Below are 17,181 nucleotides of genomic sequence, written 5' to 3'. Positions count from 1 at the left end.
TGCACTCAGTCACCCACTACGCGTCGGAAGTCGAGTGAGGCGAGCACCTCCTCACAGAGCGAAGACGCGGGTACCGACCGCGGTGGCCGTGGCCACCGCGTGCTCTTGCAACGCGAGGGAGACCGCAACCGAAGGTGTGATGTCGATACCGCCGCGGCGGGAGAAGGCGAACGCCTCCCCTAGCGGTCGCAGCGGGGCGGCCACGAGCGCGTCGTCCAGCGACTGCTGGCCGATGTGCCGCACGCGCGCGTCGGCGACGGCGTCCATGAAGCCGCCGTCGGCCTGGGCGCGCTGCTGGGCGGTCAGGGTCTCCACCTGCACCCCGGCGCCGGCCAACGCCGGTAGCAGGGAGGCGGCCGGGCCGACGCGGTCGATGACCACCTGCAGTGGCTGCTGGCGCCGCACCAGGCCGGCGACGTAGTCGACGACCCAGGAGGTGCCCACGCCGTTGCGCACGACCTCCACGTGGGCCAGGTCGTCGGCGCGGCGCCCGGCGATGGCAACTAAGGCGTGCCGGCGGTCCGGGGAGACGTCCAGGGCGACGGTGATGTCGCCGACGCGGCGTGAGTCCGGGTCCAGGCACGCGCGCCAGGAGGCGTCCTCGACCACGCCGGGCTCGGCGGCCTCGGCGTCCTCGTCGGGCCACCAGTCCCCGATGCCCAGAGCTTCGACCTCGAAGGTCGAGCGGGCGGTGGAGCGGTGCAGGCGGCCCATCTGCTCCAGGCTGATGCGGATGCCCAGGGCGGGGTTGGCCGCGGCCCACGCCTCCACGTCGCCGGTAACCGAGCCCTCGGGCGCGGACCACTCGAAGTAGGCCAGGCTCGGGTCGCCGCCGGCGACCGCGCGCCGGCGCATGCGCGAGAGGACCTTACCGTGCTGGTGGGCGGGGTTCTTCATGTCCACTGCGCTGGAGGCCAGCCACAGCTGGGGGTTGGGGTGGGTGTTCATCGTGGGCAGCAGCGCCGAGGCGGCGTGCTCGGGCAGGTTGAACGCCTCGTCGGCCAGGATCGCGTCGGCGAAGAACCCGCGCCCGGAGTTGCCGGTGCGGGCCACGAGCTTGACCCGCTGCCCGCTCTTGAGCTCCACGCCCTCGTCGCCGTGCGAGCGCATGACCCGCTTCACGCGCCGCTCCAGGTCCGAGGTGGACTCGATCAGGGAGACGACGCGGAGGAAGGTCTCGATGGAGGTCTTGAAGTCGTGGCTGGAGTAGAGCACCAGCTCCTCGCCGAGCAGGAACAGCCCGGCGAACGTCCGGGCCTCCAGCAGCGCCGACTTGCCGTTCTGGCGCGGCACGACCAGCCCGACCTCGAAGGCGGCCCAGCGCCCGTCCTCGCGCTCGCCCAGCGCGCCGTCCAGGACGTGCTCCTGCCAGGGGTCCAGGCGCAGGCCGGCCAGCGCGGCCACCTCGACGGCCTCAGCTCCCGCGCTGCTGACCGCCAGAGGTGATGAAAATGGTGCCGGACACGTCGAACGCTTTTATTGGTACGGGCGCAGAAACGGCCATCAACAAAAACACCTTGACCCCTAATTCGCCCGCCAGTGGGTAGACCGCTACGCCCTCCAACCGCCAAGAGCGCGGAAAGCTGGATCGGCTTAGACCTCGGCCTGCGACTGGAAATGAGCCAGTTCGTTATCGACGATGACCTCAGCCTCTCGCAGCAGGACAGCCTCCCCGGCTGCCCGGGTAGTACCGACAAGCGCCTTCTTGCGGTGACGGCGCACAGCTACGGCCGCGAAGGCACCCGCCACCGCCATAGCCGTGAGTGGGCTGAAGATTGGCGCTGTCGTCACCGCTGCAGCGGCGCGCAGCGCGGCGGCAGCCCGACCGGCCACCGCAACACCTGCAGCATCGCTAACGACAGCCGATGCGCTGGTCGCTAAGGTCGCGGTGCTCACGATGGCTCCCGTAGATGACCTGACTAGGGTCGTGGTCGCGCCACCGTCGGTCACCATCAAGCGAATCGTTCCGGCGAGGAACTCGGCAGCTTGAGCATCGGGGATGGACAGCGTTGCGGGAATCGTAAGCGGCATAGTCATCAAACCTCATATGTCCGAGGGAGAGTCCAGATCGTCTCTCGACGCACAGCCACCAGGCAAGGCATCTGGCCGCACGTCGTCTGTACAGACCTCCATCTGCAAGAGACGCCCGAGGGGGTCGCGCTACGCGCACCTGATGATGGTGGGCGATCGGTCGATCTTGTTCTGTAAGCCATACTCGGCGGCGACCCCATGCACCTTCCGCTCGTCGGCGCACGGACCCATAATGATTTTTTCGATCATCCGATGCGGCTCGATTTCCACCGCAATATACGGGCGTTTGCCGTCTCGATAGCGCCATGCCGCTCGATGGCGACGACGCACCTCATCGTCGTTTTCTTCTCCGTACCCGTTGAACGGGTCTCGGTACCGAGCCACTAAGCGCCACTCGTCTTCCTGCTGCCAGCCCGAACTCTTGTAGTTGGTCGACAGGTGCGCCAAGTGCTCTGGCACGGCATGAAACTGTTTCATCATGCCTCTACCCGCGCCGCCGTTCCGTTGGGTCGCCTCCCAACTCAGCTTCAAATCAGCAATCTGCTCGCGGACGTGCACACGCACGAGTTCGTCGTCGTAGCAAACGCGACGGACGTCCATCTGGTACTCGTCATGGCCGCGAATGCATAGAGCCTTGACAACCTCTGCACGTACTTGCAGCGCTACACCCTTCAGCCCATCGGAGTAGGCAGTCCACAGCAGCAAGTTGTCCGGATTGGCACTGAAGGAAGTGACGAAGGGAACTGCATCGATATCATCGTCAAGGGCAGGTGTCACATTTCTGAGCTCTTCAGCGAAGAACCCACTTTGAATCGACACCTCCTCACTTAACGCCTCATAGATAAGGTGTCGCTCACGGGGATCATTGAGGAATGAGGCATGCGAAAGGTGTAGTTGCTGGCTGAATAAAATGCCCTCAAGCGCTCCCACCGTGGTGTAGTGCCACAGTTCAGGAGGTTCTGGCTGCGCCTGGTCGGTCACCTCTCGCACGCTACCGAAGGTAGTCGGCCTCTAGCGCGCTGTTGACACATCTGCCGGGCCGTCGGCCATCTCCATTGAAGACCCACAGCAAGACGGTCCACCTGCCCCGTCAAGGATCCCGTCGCTACTCATCCAGCACGCCGAGCCCGGTGCTCCAGATACCAGTCGGCGGCGGCGTGACGGTCGTACAGGGGCCGGCCGACGTGGTCGCCATCGATGCGGTCGAGGTAGCCACGGCGGGCCCACTGCCAGACGGTGACGCGCTCGACGCGAGTGAGGAAGCGCCGGGACAGCCAGTCGGCCAGATGCGTGGCGTCAAGCAGATCCGGCGTCGGGTCGAGCACGCGGCCCAGGTGCCGCCACTGCTCGCGCTCCCACGAGTGCCCTGCGTCGCGGGTGCACACGATGCGCCCGCGTAGCTGTCGCTCGTCGTCGATCCAGGCGACCAGCACGCCGTCGCAGTGCGGGCAGTCGGCCACGATGCCGCGCCGGATGCCGGCCGGGCGGGCGATGCGCTCTAGGTCGGCGGCCCGGTCCTCGACGTCCTCGACGTGCCGCGGCAGGTGCGCGGCGACCCAGTCGGCGTCCAGCGTCATCCAATCCGCGAGCGCCGGCACGCACTCCACGTCGACGCGGGTATCGAGTTTGCGGCCCTCGACGACGAGGAGGGCCAGGGTATGCAGCAGCAGGATTTTCGTGCGCTCTGGCGGGGCCCGATGGCCATAGACGGCTCGGAGCCAGGTGGGCAGCGGACACCCGCCTAGTGGTAGGTGACCTCGTCCAGGCCGGCGATGGTGGCGAGCGCTGCGCTTAGGCGCTCGGCGTAGGTAGGCAAGACGCCATCACACATGAGATGGGATGCTTCCGACAGCATCAATTGTCGCTAAACTAGCTTCCGTGATTGCATGCGGCCCGCAGTGGCGGACGCGTCTATTCCGCGGCAGATCCTCCTACACGATTCGGTCACCCGCTCGGCGCCCGGGCCGCGGCGACCGGGTCGAGGTCGTCGATCCGACGCTGGAGGAACTCGCGCTCGGCCCCGTTGGCCGTCAGGTCGAACGCCGCGCGGTAGGCGGCGGCCGCCTCAGCGCCCCGGCCCAGGCGCCGCAGCAGGTCGGCCCGGACGGCGTGCACGTACGGGTACGCGCGCAAGCGGGTGTCGCCGGCGAGCCGTTCGACGATGCCCAGCGCCGCCGCCGGCCCCTCGGCGAACGCCAGCGCGGCGGCGCGGTTGAGCTCGACGACCGGTGACGGCTCGACCGCCAGCAGGAGGTCGTACAGGTGCACGACGCGCGCCCAGTCGGTGGCGGCGAACGTGGGCGCGACGGCGTGGGCCCCGGCGATCGCGGCCTGCAGGGCGAACCGTCCGGGTCGGGAGGTCTGCAGGGACTCGACGGTCCAGCGCAGCCCTTCGACGATCGTCACGCGGTCCCACCGCTGCCGGTCCTGGTCCTCCAGCAGCACGAGCCGGCCCCGCGCGTCGAGCCGCGCGGCCCGGCGCGCGTGCGTGAGCAGCAGCAGCCCGAGCAGCCCGCGGGTCTCGCGCTCGGCGGGCAGCAGCCGCACGAGCGTGCGGGCCAGGTCGAGGGCGCGCTCGCAGAGGTCGTCGCGCACGAGCTGCTCACCGGTCGGTGCGGTGTGGCCGGTGCTGAAGAGCAGGTGGACGGCGGCCAGCACGCTGTCCAGGCGCTCGGGCAGCTCGGCGGCCGTCGGGGTGCGGTAGGGGATCCGCGCCTGGGTGATCTTCTTCTTCGCCCGGGTGATCCGCGCCGCCATCGTCGCCTCCGGCACGAGGAACGCCCGGGCGACGTCGGGCGTGGCCACCCCGCAGACCAGCCGCAGGGTGAGGGCGACCCGCGCGGCCGGGTCGAGCGCCGGGTGGCAGCACGTGAACAGCAGCCGCAGCCGGTCGTCGGGCACCGCCTCGTCGCCGCCCGCGTCAGCGCCGGAGGGCGAGCCGAAGGCGTCGGCCTCGACGGGTTCGACGAGCAGGGGCAGCTTGCGGCGCAGGGTGCTCTCGCGCCGCAGCCGGTCGACCGCGCGACGCCGGGCCGTCGTGGTGAGCCAGGCACCGGGCCGCTCGGGCACGCCGGAGCGCGCCCACGCGGTCATCGCGTCGGCGTAGGCCTCCTGGGCGCACTCCTCGGCCACGTCGAAGTCGCCGGCGACGCGCACCGTCGCGGCGAGCACGAAGGCCCACTCGCGGCGGTGCGCGTCCGCCAGCGCGTCCGCGACCCCGCCCGCAGGAGGGTTCGCGGCGGGGTTCACCGCGCCGGGCCGGCGGCCACGTCCATGGTCGGCCGGACCTCGACGCCGCCGAACGGGGCGGGCGTGAGCCGGGCGATCTCGAGGACGTGGTCGAGGTCGCGGGCCTCGACGAGGTAGAACCCGCCGAACGCCTCCTTGGACTCGACGAAGGGGCCGTCGGTGACCTCGCCGCCGCGGATCGACGTGGCCGTGCTCGTGGGCTGCAGGACGCCGCCGCCGGTGATCGTGCCGCCGAGGTCGGCGACGGCGCGGGTGAACGCGTCGTGCGCGTCGAGCACCGAGCCCCACGCCTCGGGCGTCATGGTGGCGTAGTCGGCCTCGCGCTCGTAGATGGAGATCATGTACTGGGTCATGGCGGGCTCCTGCCGGGTGTGGCGGGCCGGTCCCTCCGGCCCCGCACCCCTACGTCGCACAGCCTGGCCCCGGATCGACAACCACGGGAGAATTTCTCGGGCGTTCTCCGGTCCCGGATCCGCTCTCCGCGACGGACGGCGGCGCGCGGCGTCCGCCCGGTCAGGCCCTGGTGGAGCGGACCGGGTCGAGCACGCGGGAGTACAGGACACCCGCGACGACCGCGCCCACCAGGGGGGCCACGACGAACAACCACAGCTGCTCGAGGGCTCCCTGACCGGCGAACAGGGCCGGGCCGACGGAGCGGGCGGGGTTGACCGAGGTGTTCGTCACCGGGATCGAGACCAGGTGGATGAGCGTCAGCGCCAGCCCGATGGCGACCGGGCCGAGGCCCTCCGGGGCGCGGTCGCTGGTGGCGCCGAGGATGACGACGAGGAACACCGCGGTCAGCAGGACCTCGACGACGAGGGCGGCCACGAGGCCGTACCCGGCGGGCGAGCGCTCGCCGTAGCCGTTGGTGGCGAAACCGGAGGTGACGGCGTCGAAACCGGCGCGGTCGGAGGCGACGGCGTACAGCACCGCGGCGGCCGCGACGGCGGCCACGACCTGGGTGACGACGTAGGCGGGCACCCCGCGCCACGCGAAGCGGCGCGCCACGGCCAGCCCGACGGTGACGGCCGGGTTGAAGTGACCACCGGACAGCGGGCCCACGGCCCACGCCATGACGAACACCGTCAGGCCGAAGGCCAGGGCGACGCCGAGGTAGCCGATGCCGACCTCGGTGCCGTCGGTGGTCGTGGTGGCCGCGGCGAGGACGGCGGCGCCGCAGCCGCCGAAGACGAGGACGAAGGTGCCGGCGAACTCGGCCAGCAGCGCCTGGACGGTGCTGACCGGGGCGGGAGCCGGCGCGGGAGCGGTGGTGGCCTCGGCGGCGGGGGCGCTGCCGGCGCGGCGGGTCGTGCTGCGGCCGGTGGGATCCGGCGGCTCGTACGACACGGGTACCTCCAGAGCTCGAGGGGGTGGTCGGGGGCGTGGTCGTCACCGGACGCGAGGGGCCCCGGCCGGCCCGTCGTTCCCCGGAGGAGACGCGGACATCGACGGCGTCGGCGCGGACCCCGGCGGCGTGCGGGCCGGTCCGGTGACCGGGCGGCGGGTGCTGCTCGTGCGCTGCGCACCCGAGGTCTCTCAGCGGGACGCGCGACAGGAGGTGAGGGTCGGGTGGCGCCGGATCATCACGGCCGGCGCGGGGTGACGTGGGTCACGCGGTCGGTGCGACACCGGCCTCGCGCGCCCGGGCGGCCGCCTCGGTGCGGTCCGCGGCCTGGAGCTTCGCCAGCACCGCCGACACCACGTTGCGCACCGTCTTGGGCGACAGGAACAACCGGCCCGCGATCTCCGCGTTGGTGCGCCCGGCCGCCAGCTGCTCCAGCACCTCGGCCTCGCGCGCCGTCAGCCCGGGGAACGCCGCGGCCGCCGACGGCGGGCTGGGCGGGGCGGAGAAGAAGGCGGCCATCCGCGCCGCGAGCGCCGCGCCGAACACCGCCCCGCCGGTCGCGGCGGTCCGCACGGCCGCGATGAGTTCCTCCTGCCCGGCGCCCTTGAGCAGGTAGCCGCGGGCCCCGGCGCGCACGGCCGCGAAGACCGTGGCGTCCTCCTCGGACATCGTCAGGACGACGACGGCCGAGCGCGCGCCGGAGTCCACGAGCCGCCGGGTGGCGGCGACCCCGTCGAGCACGGGCATCTGCACGTCCATGAGCACGACGTCGGGGTCGTGCTGCGCGACCGCGGCCAGGGCCTGCTCGCCGTCGGCGGCGGTGCCCACGACGGTGACGGCGCCGGTGGAGGTCAGCAGCGCGGCGACGCCGTCGCGGAACAGCGGGTGGTCGTCGACGACGAGCACCCGGGGCAGCGCGGCGCCCTCGTCCTCGTCCTCAGGCACGCGACACCACCTGCGGCGCAGCGGGACCGGCGGGTTCGGCGGCGGGTTCCGGGGCGGGCAGGGGCAGCAGCGCCGCCACGCGCGTGCCGCCGCCGGGCGGGCAGGTCACCGCGCACGAGCCGCCGAGCTCGCGGGCCCGCTCCTTCAGCGACGCCAGCCCCACCCCGGCGGGGGCCGCGGGGTCGATGCCGCGGCCGTCGTCGTCGACGACCACCTCCAGCGCGGCGCCGCGGCGGGCCAGCCGCACGTGGCAGCGGGCGGCGCCCGCGTGCCGGGCGGCGTTGGTGACCGCCTCGCCGGCGATGCGGTAGGCGGCCACCTCCACCGCGGCCGGCAACGCGGCGGCGTCGAGGTCGTCGGCGGCCTCGACGCTCACGCGCAGCCCGCCGACGCCGAGGCGCTCGGCGTGCTGGCGCAGTGCGCCGACGAGGCCGAGGTCGTCCAGGGCGGGCGGGCGCAGCTCGTGCACGAGGCGGCGCACCTCCCCCAGCGCCTCCTGCACGTCGTCGCGGACCCGCCCGAGCATCCGCTGCGCCGGCTCGGGCAGGTCCGGGGCGAGGTTGCGGACGGTGTCGACGGCCATGACGGCCGCGCCCAGCACGGGGCCCAGCCCGTCGTGCAGGTCGCGGCGCACGCGGCGGCGGTCCTCCTCGCGCACGGTGAGGATGCGCGCCCTGCTGGCCTGCAGGTCGTCGGCGAGCGCCTCGGCGCGCGCGGCCAGCGCGGCCTGCCGGACGAGGTCGCCGAGCAGGCGCTCGTCGCGCCGGGACAGCCGGCTGCGGCCGGCGGGCCCGGACGGCAGGAGGATCCGCCCGAGGGGCTGACCGCGGTAGGTCAGCGGCTGCTCGCTGCGGGCGCCCGGTTCCAGGAGCCGCCCGTGCACCGCGACGAGGCTGCCGCCGTCGGCGCGCTCGACCTCCACGACCACGGCGTCCACGCGGAACGCGTGGGCCACGGACCCCGCCACGGCCTGCAGCTGCTCGCGCGCGGACCCCGAGCGCTCCAGGGCCCGCGCCAGGGAGGACAGCGCGCGCCAGGGGTCGTCGCGCTCGCCGAGCACGAGGCGGCGCACGGCGCTCCACACGCGCTCGCGCAGCGGCCCGTACACGGCGGTGACGAGCAGCACGGCCACCAGCGCGGCCTCGCGCTCGGCCAGCGAGCGGCCCAGCAGCTGCGAGGCAGCGGCCACGAGCACGACGTCGACGGCGAGCACGGAACCGGCCACCAGCGCCCACACGAGCGTGCCGCCCAGCAGCCGGTCGACGTCGAGGAGGTCCGGGCGCACCAGCGCCACGGCGCACGAGGCGGCCACCACCGCGCACGAGAGCGTCAGGGCCGCGGAGCTGAGCCCGTCCGGCAGCGCCCAGACCGTCAGCATGGTGAGGACGGCGACCAGCGCCGACCAGAGCATCCACCGGCTGCGGTCGCGCGCCGGCCCGGCGGGGCCGCGCGAGCGCGCCACGAGCAGGGCGAACGGCACGAGCAGACTCAGCGGCACCAGCGCCCGCGCCAGCGCCCACAGCGCGGTCCACACCGGCTCCGGCAGCGGCACGACCAGCGGGTCGAGGTCGACGCCGGGCACGGGCGGCTGCCCGACGACGGCGGAGGGCACCCCGAGCACCACCACCGGCAGCAGCGCGGTGCCTGCCAGGCTGACGAGCACCGCGGGCCGCCGGACCCGCCCGCGGGGCAGGGCGCCGTCGGGCACGAGCAGCAGCACCAGCGGCAGCGGCAGCAGCAGCCACGCGCCGAGCCGGTTGTAGGACCAGAAGGCCGCGGTGGCGCCCGCGCCGTCGCCGGCGGTCAGGGTGTGCAGCAGCCAGGACGCCGAGACGCCGTCGACCGCCCACAGCAGCCCGGCGAGGAGCAGGACGACGGCGACGGGGTGCGCCCGGTCGCGTCCCGCCGGCCCCGAGCGCGGACCGCGCGCCTGCACCACGGCGCCGGGGACGGCCAGGAGCAGGCCCGTCAGCGCGGTGCTCCAGCCGGCGCTCACGACGTCGGGCAGGTCGGCGACCGGAGAGCGGGCGTCCAGCACCGCGCTGACGACCAGGGCCGCCGCGCAGACGACCACCACGAGCGCCCCCGACGGGCGCACCAGCTCGCGCACCCGCCGATCGTGGCACCGGGGGCGTCCCGCCGTCCCGGGTCCCGGCGTCCCGGGCACCCGGGACACCGGAGGGGACCGGAGCGGGAGCGCGCGGCCCTGACGCCCGGGACGCCGCGGCGGGGAACGTCGTCCCCGTCAGCCACCCCGGCGGCCAGCCCCCCACCCAGCACAGGAGCCCACCGTGTCCACGACCGACCGCCCCGCCCCCGCCCGCACCGACGTCGGGTCCGCCCGCACCGGCACCGTCCAGCCGGGGCTGCCGGCCCCGCGCGGCGCCCGCCGGGCCGAACCGCTGGCCGACCCGCCCACCGCCTCCTGGGTGCGCCGGCGCGCCGCCGTCCTCGTCGCCGGCGGCCTGGCGTGGTCGCTCACCACGTACGTCGTCGGCCTCAACACCCCGGCGGGCGAACTGCCCGGGCGCATCGCCGACCTCAGCAGCCTCTGCTTCCAGGCCGGCGTCATGGCGCTGCTGGCGGTCGTCCACCGGACGCGGGCCCTCGGCACGGGCCGTCTGGCCCGCGGGTTCCTGCGGGTGGAGGCGGTGCTGCTGGGCATCGCGATGGTCAACAGCCTGCTCGCCGCGACGGTCGCCGACATGGGCAACCCCGTGCAGTTCTGGACCGACCCGTTCTGGCCGCTGTCGATGCTCGGCATGCTCGTGTGCGGGATCCGCATCGCCGTCGCCGGCCGCTGGCGGGGCGTCCTGCGCTTCTACCCGGCCGTGGCCGAGGCGTACTTCCCGCTCGTCATGGGCTCGATCCTGCTCTTCGGCGCGGAGGCCGCCGACATCGCCAGCGGCACGGTGGTCCTGCTGGGCTACACGGCGGTGGGGGCCGTGCTCGCGGCCCGGCCCGACCTCGTCGGCGCCCGGGACTGACGCGACCGGTCCGGCCCGGACGCCCGCCGCCCGCCACCCTCCCGGTGGCGGGCGGTCCGCGGGTGGCGGGGTCCCCGGCGCCCGGCCACACTCGGCTCAGCGCCCGCGGGACGCCGGGCGACCGACCGCGACGAAGGGCACGACGTGACCACCTCCGCCGACACCAGCAGCGCCGCCAGCAGCGCCTCCGTGCGCACGGCCTCGGGGACCTCCGACGTCACCGGCCAGGAGACCACCAGCTTCTCCGACCTGTTCCGCGAGATGTGGAGCTACCTCACGGGCCGCGGCGCGGCCATCAACTACGAGTTCGTCGACATGCAGGTGGAGGTCCCCCGCGAGACGGGCCCGGACGCGCCGCGCGCGACGTGGAAGCTGAACGGGGTCCTGCGCATCACGACCGCCGAGGACGCGAGCCGCGGGTGAGCGCTGCCCCACCGCCCGCCGGGTCGCTCCCGGCGGGTCTGCGGCTCAGCGCCGACCTGTCGCTGCAGCTCGACGGCCTCGACGTGCGCGTCGAGGCCGACGGGACGCAGCTGCTGGTGCGCACCGCGGACGCCGGCGCCCTCGCCGAGCGGGTCCAGGAGGCGGCCGCCGCGGCGGGGCTGCGGGGCGGTCGCACCCGGGCGGCGGCGCTGGCCCGCGTGTCCGAGGAGCTGGCCGCCGCGGGGCTGTCGGCCCGCGTGCTCACCCCCGAGGGGCCGGTGCTGGACGTCGGCGCGGGCGTGGACTCCCGGTTCGGCCGGGTGGTGCTCGGGAGCCCGCGGGTGCGCCTGCACCGGGCCGGTGCCGTGCGGGCGGCCGGTGCGCGCGGTGCGGCGCTCGCCGGGGCCGGCGCGCTGGTCGTGATCGCCGTCGTCGCCGCGACGCGGTGGGGCCTGCGGCGACGCCGCTGACGTGGCCCCGCGCGGCACGCGCCGCCGCGGGCCGGTGGGTAGGCTCCCCCGAGCCCGCGGCGGCAGCGTGCGTCCGGTCGCGAGCTCGTGCTCCACGTCCCGCACCGTCGAAGGGCTGAACCCGTGATCGTCCTGTCCGTCCAGTCGGCGGTGGCCCACGGCCACGTCGGGAACTCCGCCGCCGTGTTCCCCCTGCAGCGCATCGGCGTGGAAGTGGTCCCCGTCCACACCGTGAACTTCTCCAACCACACCGGCTACGGCGCCTGGCGGGGTCCCGTCATGGCCGCCGAGGACGTGCGGGACGTCATCACCGGCGTCGAGGAGCGGGGCGTGTTCCCGACGATCGACGTCGTCCTGTCCGGCTACCAGGGCGGCACCGGCATCGGCGACGTCATCGTCGACGCGGTCCGGCGGGTCAAGGCCGCGAACCCCTCGGCCGTGTACGCGTGCGATCCCGTGATGGGCAACGCGAAGTCCGGGTGCTTCGTCGCCCCGGAGATCCCGCACCTGCTGCGCGACCGCGTCGTACCGGTCGCCGACATCATCACCCCGAACCAGTTCGAGCTCGGTTTCCTCACCGGCACGGAGCCGACGACGCTGGAGTCCACGCTGGCCTCCGTGGACGCGGCCCGCGCGATGGGCCCCTCGACGGTGCTCGTCACGAGCGTGGAGCGGCCCGAGACGGGCGACGACGTCCTGGAGATGCTCGCCGTCGACGACGCCGGCGGGTGGATCGTGCGCACCCCGCGGCTGCCGTTCAAGGCCAACGGGTCCGGGGACGTCACCGCAGCGCTGTTCGCGGCGCACTACCGCTCCACCGGCGACGCCAAGGCCGCGCTGGAGCGCACCACCTCCAGCGTCTTCGACCTCATCGAGCACACCTACCGCTCCGGCGAGCGGGAGCTGCAGATCGTCCAGGCGCAGGACGCCTTCGCGAACCCGCGGATGCAGTTCACCGCCGAGCGCGTGCGCTGACGCCCTCCGGGTCCGTCCCGGTCAAGCCGCCGGGATCGCCACCGCCGTCCCGGTGACGGCGATGCCCGCGGCGGGGTCGGCGGGGATCGCCACCTCCAGGACGCTGGGGCGGCCCATGTCGTGGCCCTGCAGGACGGTGACGGTCGCGGGGACCTCGACGTGCCCGCCCTCGCGCAAGTACCCGCCGAGCGCCGCGGCGGCCGCCCCGGTGGCGGGGTCCTCGACGACGCCGCCGGGCGGGAACGGGTTGCGCGCGTGGAAGGTGCGCTCGTCCTGGCGGTGGACGAGGTCGACGGTCGTCCAGCCCCGCTCGGCCATGAGCTCACCCAGCGTCGCCAGGTCGTAGTCCAGGGCGGCCAAGCGCTCGCGCGTGCGCGCGGCCAGCACCGGGTGCCACGCCCCGGCGTAGGCGGTGCGCGGCGGCAGGTCCGGGTCGAGGTCGTCCGGCGACCAGCCCAGGACGTCGAGGAGGGTCCGCAGGTCCTCGACGGCCAGCGCGACCGTGCGGGGCGCGACGCTGGTCAGCGTCGCCCGCCACGAGCCGTCGGGCGCCCGCTCGGTGCGGACCTCCACCGGCCCGGCGGCCGTGCGGTAGGTGAGGTTCCCGCCGCCGTGGCGCTCGGCGCGGGCGACGGCCGAGGCGATGGTGGCGTGCCCGCAGAAGGTCACCTCGGCCAGCGGGCTGAAGTAGCGCACGTCCAGCCCACCCTCCCCCGGCACGAGGAAGGCGGTCTCGGAGTACCCGACGTCGGCGGCGATCGCCAGCATCTCCCGCTCGTCCAGCCCGGTGGCGTCGAGCACGACACCGGCGGGGTTCCCGCCGGCGGGGTCGGTGCTGAACGCGGTGTAGCGCAGCACCTCCGGAGCCGGTGGGCGGGTGGTCGGGTCAGCGCTGGTCGTGAACTCCTGCATCGCTCGCTCCTCGTGCCGGGGACGTCCGGGGCCGCCCGACCGTAGCGCCGCGCGGCTCGACCGGTGCGGGATTGCCGACCGATCCCCGGCAGCCGGAACTCCCGGTGGCGACCGGTCCGGGCGCCGTACGGTCCCCGCCGGGAGCGAGGGGGTGCGGAGTGACCGAGGACGCTGCGCCGCGGGGGACGGCGGTGGACGTCGTGCTCTGGCCGGACGGGCCGTGGCCGGAACTGCGCGAGCGGTGGCTGCTGGCCGAGCGGTGGGGGTTGCGCCGCGGGTGGCTGTGGGACCACCTCGACCTCGGCGGCCGGCCCGTCTGGCACGACGCGTGGACGGTCCTGGCCGCGGCCGCCGCCACCACGTCGAGGATCGGGCTGGGGACGATGGTCGCGTCGCCGAACTTCCGCCACCCCGTCACCGCGGCGAAGGCGGCCCTCGCCCTGGACGCGGTCAGCGGGGGGCGCTTCGTCCTCGGGGTCGGCGCCGGCGGCCCGGGCGTGGACTCCGACGCCCTCGGCGAGGGCCCGTGGACACCGGCCGAGCGCGCCGAGAGGTTCCGCGAGTGGGTCGAACTGGGCGACGACCTCCTCTCCCGCGACCGGGTCACGTCCTCGGGCCGGTGGTTCAGCGCCCGGGACGTCGCCCTCGGCGGCGGGCCGTCGCGGCGCGTTCCCGTGGCCGTCGCCGCGACCGGACCGCGCGGTCTCGCCCTGGCGGCCGCGCGCGCCGACCTGTGGATCACCCAGGACGTCGCGCGCGCGGGCCGCACCGCGTGGGAGGAGGTGCGCCGGCAGTCGGCGGCCCTGGACGAGGCGTGCGCCCGTCGCGGCCGCGAGGCCGGGACCCTGTCGCGCCTGGTCGTCCTCGGGTACGGCGACGAGCGCCCCCTGGACTCGGTCGAGGCGTTCCGGGACGCCGCCGGCAGGTACGCCGCTCTCGGGTTCGGCACCGTCGCGGTCCTGTGGCCCACCGGACCGCGCAGCCGCGAGCGGCTGGCCGTCCTGGAGGACGTGGCCGCGCGGGGGTGACCGCGGTGACCGCGGTCAGCGCGGCGCGGGCCGCGCGGAGGCGACGAGCATCCGCAGGCCCGTCTCGAACGCGCGCGTGGCGACCGGGTCGGCCCGGTCCTCGTCGGCGAGGGTGGCGTACGCCGCCGCGAACCGCGGGAACTCCTCCTCCTGGCCGGTGGGGTCGAACACGACGGCCGGCCCGGACATGTCGAGGACGCTGCCCAGGACGAACGACTCGAAGGCGGTCAGCAGGGGCAGCACGTCGCGGCTGTCCCACCCGGCGGCCTCCGCGGCCACGGCGAAGTCCTCGTACTGGGCCAGCAGCACCGGCGCCGAGGCCCGGGTGGTCATCAGCAGCGGGATCGCCCGGGGGTGCCGCGCGAACGCCGCGCGGTAGGAGCGCGCCCAGGCGGCCAGGCCGTCCTCCCACGTCATCGTGCGCAGGGGCCGGGAGTCGATGCGGGCGGACACCAGCGCGCGCACGTCCTCGACGAGGGCGGCGCGGTCGGGGACGTGGTTGTAGAGCGAGGCGGGGTTGACGCCGAGGTGGGCGGCGACCCGGCGCATGCTCGCGCCGTCGGGGCCGTGGTGGTCTACCAGCGCGAGAGCGGTGCGGGCGATGAGCGCGCGGTCGAGCAGCGGCTGCTTCGGTCTGGCGATGGGGACCTCCTCCGGACGCCGGGGAGTCTAGGCGCGCCCCTCCCGGGGACGGGCCGGCGGAACCCTGGCCGCCCATAAACAAACGGTGTATGTTTCGCGTCGTGGACACCGGGGCCTTCACCGTCGTCGAGGCGGACGTCGAGCAGCTGCAGGCCGCGCTCGCGGCGGGCGAGGTCACGAGCGTCGAGCTGGTCGCGCGCTACCTGCAGCGGATCGGCCGCTACGACCGCTCCGGACCCCGCCTGAACTCCGTGCCGGTGCTCGACCCCACCGCCTTCGAGCAGGCGCGCGCCGCGGACCTGCGGCGCGCGCGCGGCGAGCAGCGGGGGGTGCTGGACGGCGTCCCGTTCACCGTCAAGGACAGCTACTGCGTGCGGGGCCTGACCGTCGCCGCGGGTTCCCCCGCCTTCGTCGACCTCGTCGCCGGCGCCGACGCGTTCGCGGTGGAGCGGCTGCGCGCGGCCGGGGCGGTCGTCCTGGGCCTGACCACCATGCCGCCGATGGCGGCCGGGGGGATGCAGCGGGGCGTGCACGGGCGCGCGGAGTCCCCCTACAGCGCCTCGTACCTCACCTCCGCGTTCGGTTCGGGGTCCTCGAACGGTTCCGGCACCGCGACCGCCGCCTCGTTCGCGGCGTTCGGGCTGGCCGAGGAGACGTGGTCGTCGGGGCGGGCGCCGGCCTCGAACAACGCCCTCGTCGCCCACACCCCCTCGCGCGGGCTGATCTCGCTGCGCGGCAACTGGCCGCTCGTGCCGACGATGGACGTCGTCGTGCCCCACACCCGCTCCGTGCGGGACCTGCAGCACGTGCTGGACGCCGTGGTCGCCGACGACCCCGACACCGGCGGCGACCTCTGGCGCGCGCAGCCGTGGGTCGAGCTGCCGAAACCCTCCGAGGTCCGCCCGCCGTCGTTCGCCGACCTGGAGGAACTGCCGCTGGCCGGTCTGCGGCTGGCCGTGCCCCGCCGCTACGTCAACGGCGAGCCCGGTAGCGCGCACCCGATCGCCACGCGCGAGAGCGTCATGAGGCTATGGGCCGACCTGCGCGCCGACCTGGAGGCGGCGGGCGCCGAGGTGGTCGAGACGGCCTTCCCGGTCGTCGAGAACTACGAGAAGCTGCACGACGGCGCCCGCGACCACGTCGACCGCGGTCTCGTCAGCCGGGAGTTCCTGCACGACGAGGTCGGCGACCTGGCGGTGTGGGCGGTGGACGACTTCCTGCGCCGCAACGGCGACCCCGCCCTGCACCGGCTCGCCGACGTCGACCCCTCGCTCGTCTTCCCCGCCCCGGCCGGCGCGCTGCCGGACCGCTACGGCACGCGCCACTACGACATCGCCTACGACCTCGCCGACTACGTCGTCCGCGCCCGGGAGGGGGTCCGCCACTGGCGGGACGTCGCCAGCCTGCCGGAGGGCCTGCGCGGCCTGGAGCGCACGCGGCAGGTCGACCTCGAGGACTGGCTGACGGCCGAGGGGTTCGACGCGGTCGTCTTCCCCGCGGCCGCCGACGTGGCGCCCGCCGACGCGGACGTGGACCCGGCCTCGGCGGACGTCGCGTGGCGCGACGGCGTGTGGGTCTCCAACGGCAACCTGGTGCCCCGGCACCTCGGCATCCCCACCGTCACCGTGCCGATGGGCACGATGGCCGACACCGGGATGCCCGTCGGCCTCACGATCGCCGGTCCCGCGCACAGCGACACCCGGCTCGTGCGGATCGCCGCGGCCGTCGCCGCGCTGGGCGATCGCCGGACGCCCCCGCCGCGCACCCCCGCCCTGCCCGACGAGGCGCTCTTCGCCGCGCCGCGGCCCGCCGCCGAGGGCGACCTGGCCGTCACCGTGGACGAGGTGATCCTGGAGGGCGAGGGGGACGAGGCCGTCGTGCGCTTCAGCGCGACCGTCACCGCCGGGGCGGCCGTGGAGCACGTCACCCACGTCGACGGGGTGCGGGTGCCGACGACCCTGGACGGGAACCTCCTGCGCGGCAGCGCGCGGGTGGCGGCCGACGCGCACGCCGTGCCCGTCAGCGAGTGGCTGCCGCCGTTCGGCCCGCTCGTGGTCGTGCTGGTGCGCGACGCGGCCGGGGCCGTCGCCGGCGCCCTGGCGACGACGCCCGGCTCACCGCTGTGACCCGTCTCCCGCCCGTCCGCCCGCCGCCGGGAACGCCGTCCGGGTCGG

General features: G+C 74.8%; 17 protein-coding genes. 6 read left to right on the top strand and 11 right to left on the bottom strand.

The window, feature by feature from the left end; genetic code table 11:
• Positions 1-51: 51 nt before the first annotated feature.
• From AB8M62_RS03985 to AB8M62_RS03945, 9 genes are all read right to left on the bottom strand, one after another.
• Complete coding sequence (locus AB8M62_RS03985; protein WP_369068701.1) at positions 52-1,404, bottom strand: terminase large subunit domain-containing protein; 1,353 nt, start codon at positions 1,402-1,404, stop codon at positions 52-54.
• 189 nt (positions 1,405-1,593) lie between these two features.
• Positions 1,594-1,896 carry a hypothetical protein gene (locus AB8M62_RS03980; protein ID WP_369068700.1) on the bottom strand — a complete coding sequence of 101 codons (303 nt, stop codon included), beginning with the start codon at positions 1,894-1,896 and terminating at the stop codon, positions 1,594-1,596.
• Between the two features lie 264 nt (positions 1,897-2,160).
• The gene (locus AB8M62_RS03975; protein ID WP_369068699.1) at positions 2,161-3,012 is read right to left on the bottom strand and encodes a DUF2971 domain-containing protein; all 852 of its coding nucleotides are present in this window, start codon (positions 3,010-3,012) and stop codon (positions 2,161-2,163) included.
• A 128-nt stretch (positions 3,013-3,140) separates the two neighbouring features.
• The gene (locus tag AB8M62_RS03970; protein WP_369068698.1) at positions 3,141-3,629 is read right to left on the bottom strand and encodes a hypothetical protein; all 489 of its coding nucleotides are present in this window, start codon (positions 3,627-3,629) and stop codon (positions 3,141-3,143) included.
• 346 nt (positions 3,630-3,975) lie between these two features.
• A complete protein-coding gene (locus tag AB8M62_RS03965) occupies positions 3,976-5,280 on the bottom strand; it encodes an RNA polymerase sigma factor (RefSeq protein WP_369068697.1) in 1,305 nt (434 codons plus the stop codon).
• Complete coding sequence (locus AB8M62_RS03960) at positions 5,277-5,633, bottom strand: YciI family protein (protein WP_369068696.1); 357 nt, start codon at positions 5,631-5,633, stop codon at positions 5,277-5,279. Before AB8M62_RS03960 ends, AB8M62_RS03965 begins: the two co-directional genes overlap by 4 nt.
• Positions 5,634-5,793: 160 nt before the next feature.
• Positions 5,794-6,627 carry an aquaporin Z gene (gene aqpZ, locus AB8M62_RS03955; protein ID WP_369068694.1) on the bottom strand — a complete coding sequence of 278 codons (834 nt, stop codon included), beginning with the start codon at positions 6,625-6,627 and terminating at the stop codon, positions 5,794-5,796.
• A gap of 262 nt (positions 6,628-6,889) precedes the next feature.
• A complete protein-coding gene (locus AB8M62_RS03950; protein ID WP_369068693.1) occupies positions 6,890-7,570 on the bottom strand; it encodes a response regulator in 681 nt (226 codons plus the stop codon).
• On the bottom strand, positions 7,563-9,680 hold the full coding sequence (locus AB8M62_RS03945) for a histidine kinase (RefSeq protein ID WP_369068692.1): 2,118 nt from the start codon (positions 9,678-9,680) through the stop codon (positions 7,563-7,565). The genes AB8M62_RS03950 and AB8M62_RS03945 overlap by 8 nt, the downstream gene beginning before the upstream one ends.
• A gap of 181 nt (positions 9,681-9,861) precedes the next feature.
• Between AB8M62_RS03945 and AB8M62_RS03940 the strand changes: the two genes are divergently transcribed.
• The 4 genes from AB8M62_RS03940 to pdxY all read left to right on the top strand — a co-directional run bounded on the left by AB8M62_RS03940 (position 9,862) and on the right by pdxY (position 12,425).
• On the top strand, positions 9,862-10,557 hold the full coding sequence (locus tag AB8M62_RS03940; protein ID WP_369068691.1) for a hypothetical protein: 696 nt from the start codon (positions 9,862-9,864) through the stop codon (positions 10,555-10,557).
• Positions 10,558-10,746: 189 nt separating this feature from the next.
• Positions 10,747-10,980 (top strand): hypothetical protein, encoded by a 234-nt coding sequence (locus AB8M62_RS03935; RefSeq protein ID WP_369054917.1) that lies wholly within the window; start codon positions 10,747-10,749, stop codon positions 10,978-10,980.
• On the top strand, positions 10,977-11,450 hold the full coding sequence (locus tag AB8M62_RS03930) for a hypothetical protein (RefSeq protein WP_369054832.1): 474 nt from the start codon (positions 10,977-10,979) through the stop codon (positions 11,448-11,450). The genes AB8M62_RS03935 and AB8M62_RS03930 overlap by 4 nt, the downstream gene beginning before the upstream one ends.
• A gap of 123 nt (positions 11,451-11,573) precedes the next feature.
• Entirely contained in the window at positions 11,574-12,425 is an 852-nt protein-coding gene (gene pdxY / locus AB8M62_RS03925) for a pyridoxal kinase PdxY (RefSeq protein WP_369068690.1), read from the top strand.
• A 21-nt stretch (positions 12,426-12,446) separates the two neighbouring features.
• Here the strand turns inward: pdxY and AB8M62_RS03920 are convergent, their stop codons facing one another.
• The gene (locus AB8M62_RS03920; protein WP_369068688.1) at positions 12,447-13,337 is read right to left on the bottom strand and encodes a PhzF family phenazine biosynthesis protein; all 891 of its coding nucleotides are present in this window, start codon (positions 13,335-13,337) and stop codon (positions 12,447-12,449) included.
• A gap of 158 nt (positions 13,338-13,495) precedes the next feature.
• Between AB8M62_RS03920 and AB8M62_RS03915 the strand changes: the two genes are divergently transcribed.
• Positions 13,496-14,365: an LLM class flavin-dependent oxidoreductase gene (locus AB8M62_RS03915; RefSeq protein WP_369068687.1), complete on the top strand. Its 870-nt coding sequence runs from the start codon at positions 13,496-13,498 to the stop codon at positions 14,363-14,365.
• A gap of 15 nt (positions 14,366-14,380) precedes the next feature.
• Here AB8M62_RS03915 and AB8M62_RS03910 read toward each other — a convergent pair whose 3' ends face one another.
• Entirely contained in the window at positions 14,381-14,968 is a 588-nt protein-coding gene (locus AB8M62_RS03910) for a TetR/AcrR family transcriptional regulator (protein WP_369068770.1), read from the bottom strand.
• Positions 14,969-15,096: 128 nt separating this feature from the next.
• Here AB8M62_RS03910 and AB8M62_RS03905 point away from each other — a divergent pair, with 128 nt between their 5' ends.
• Positions 15,097-17,133, top strand: a complete 2,037-nt coding sequence (locus tag AB8M62_RS03905; protein ID WP_444881713.1) for an amidase — start codon at positions 15,097-15,099, stop codon at positions 17,131-17,133.
• Positions 17,134-17,181 lie beyond the last annotated feature (48 nt).

It is taken from the genome of Kineococcus terrestris, assembly GCF_041020755.1.
Classification (GTDB): Bacteria; Actinomycetota; Actinomycetes; order Actinomycetales; family Kineococcaceae; genus Kineococcus; species Kineococcus terrestris.
The sequence above is the reverse complement of the archived record's forward strand: the minus strand, read 5'-3'. Positions and strand labels throughout refer to the sequence as shown.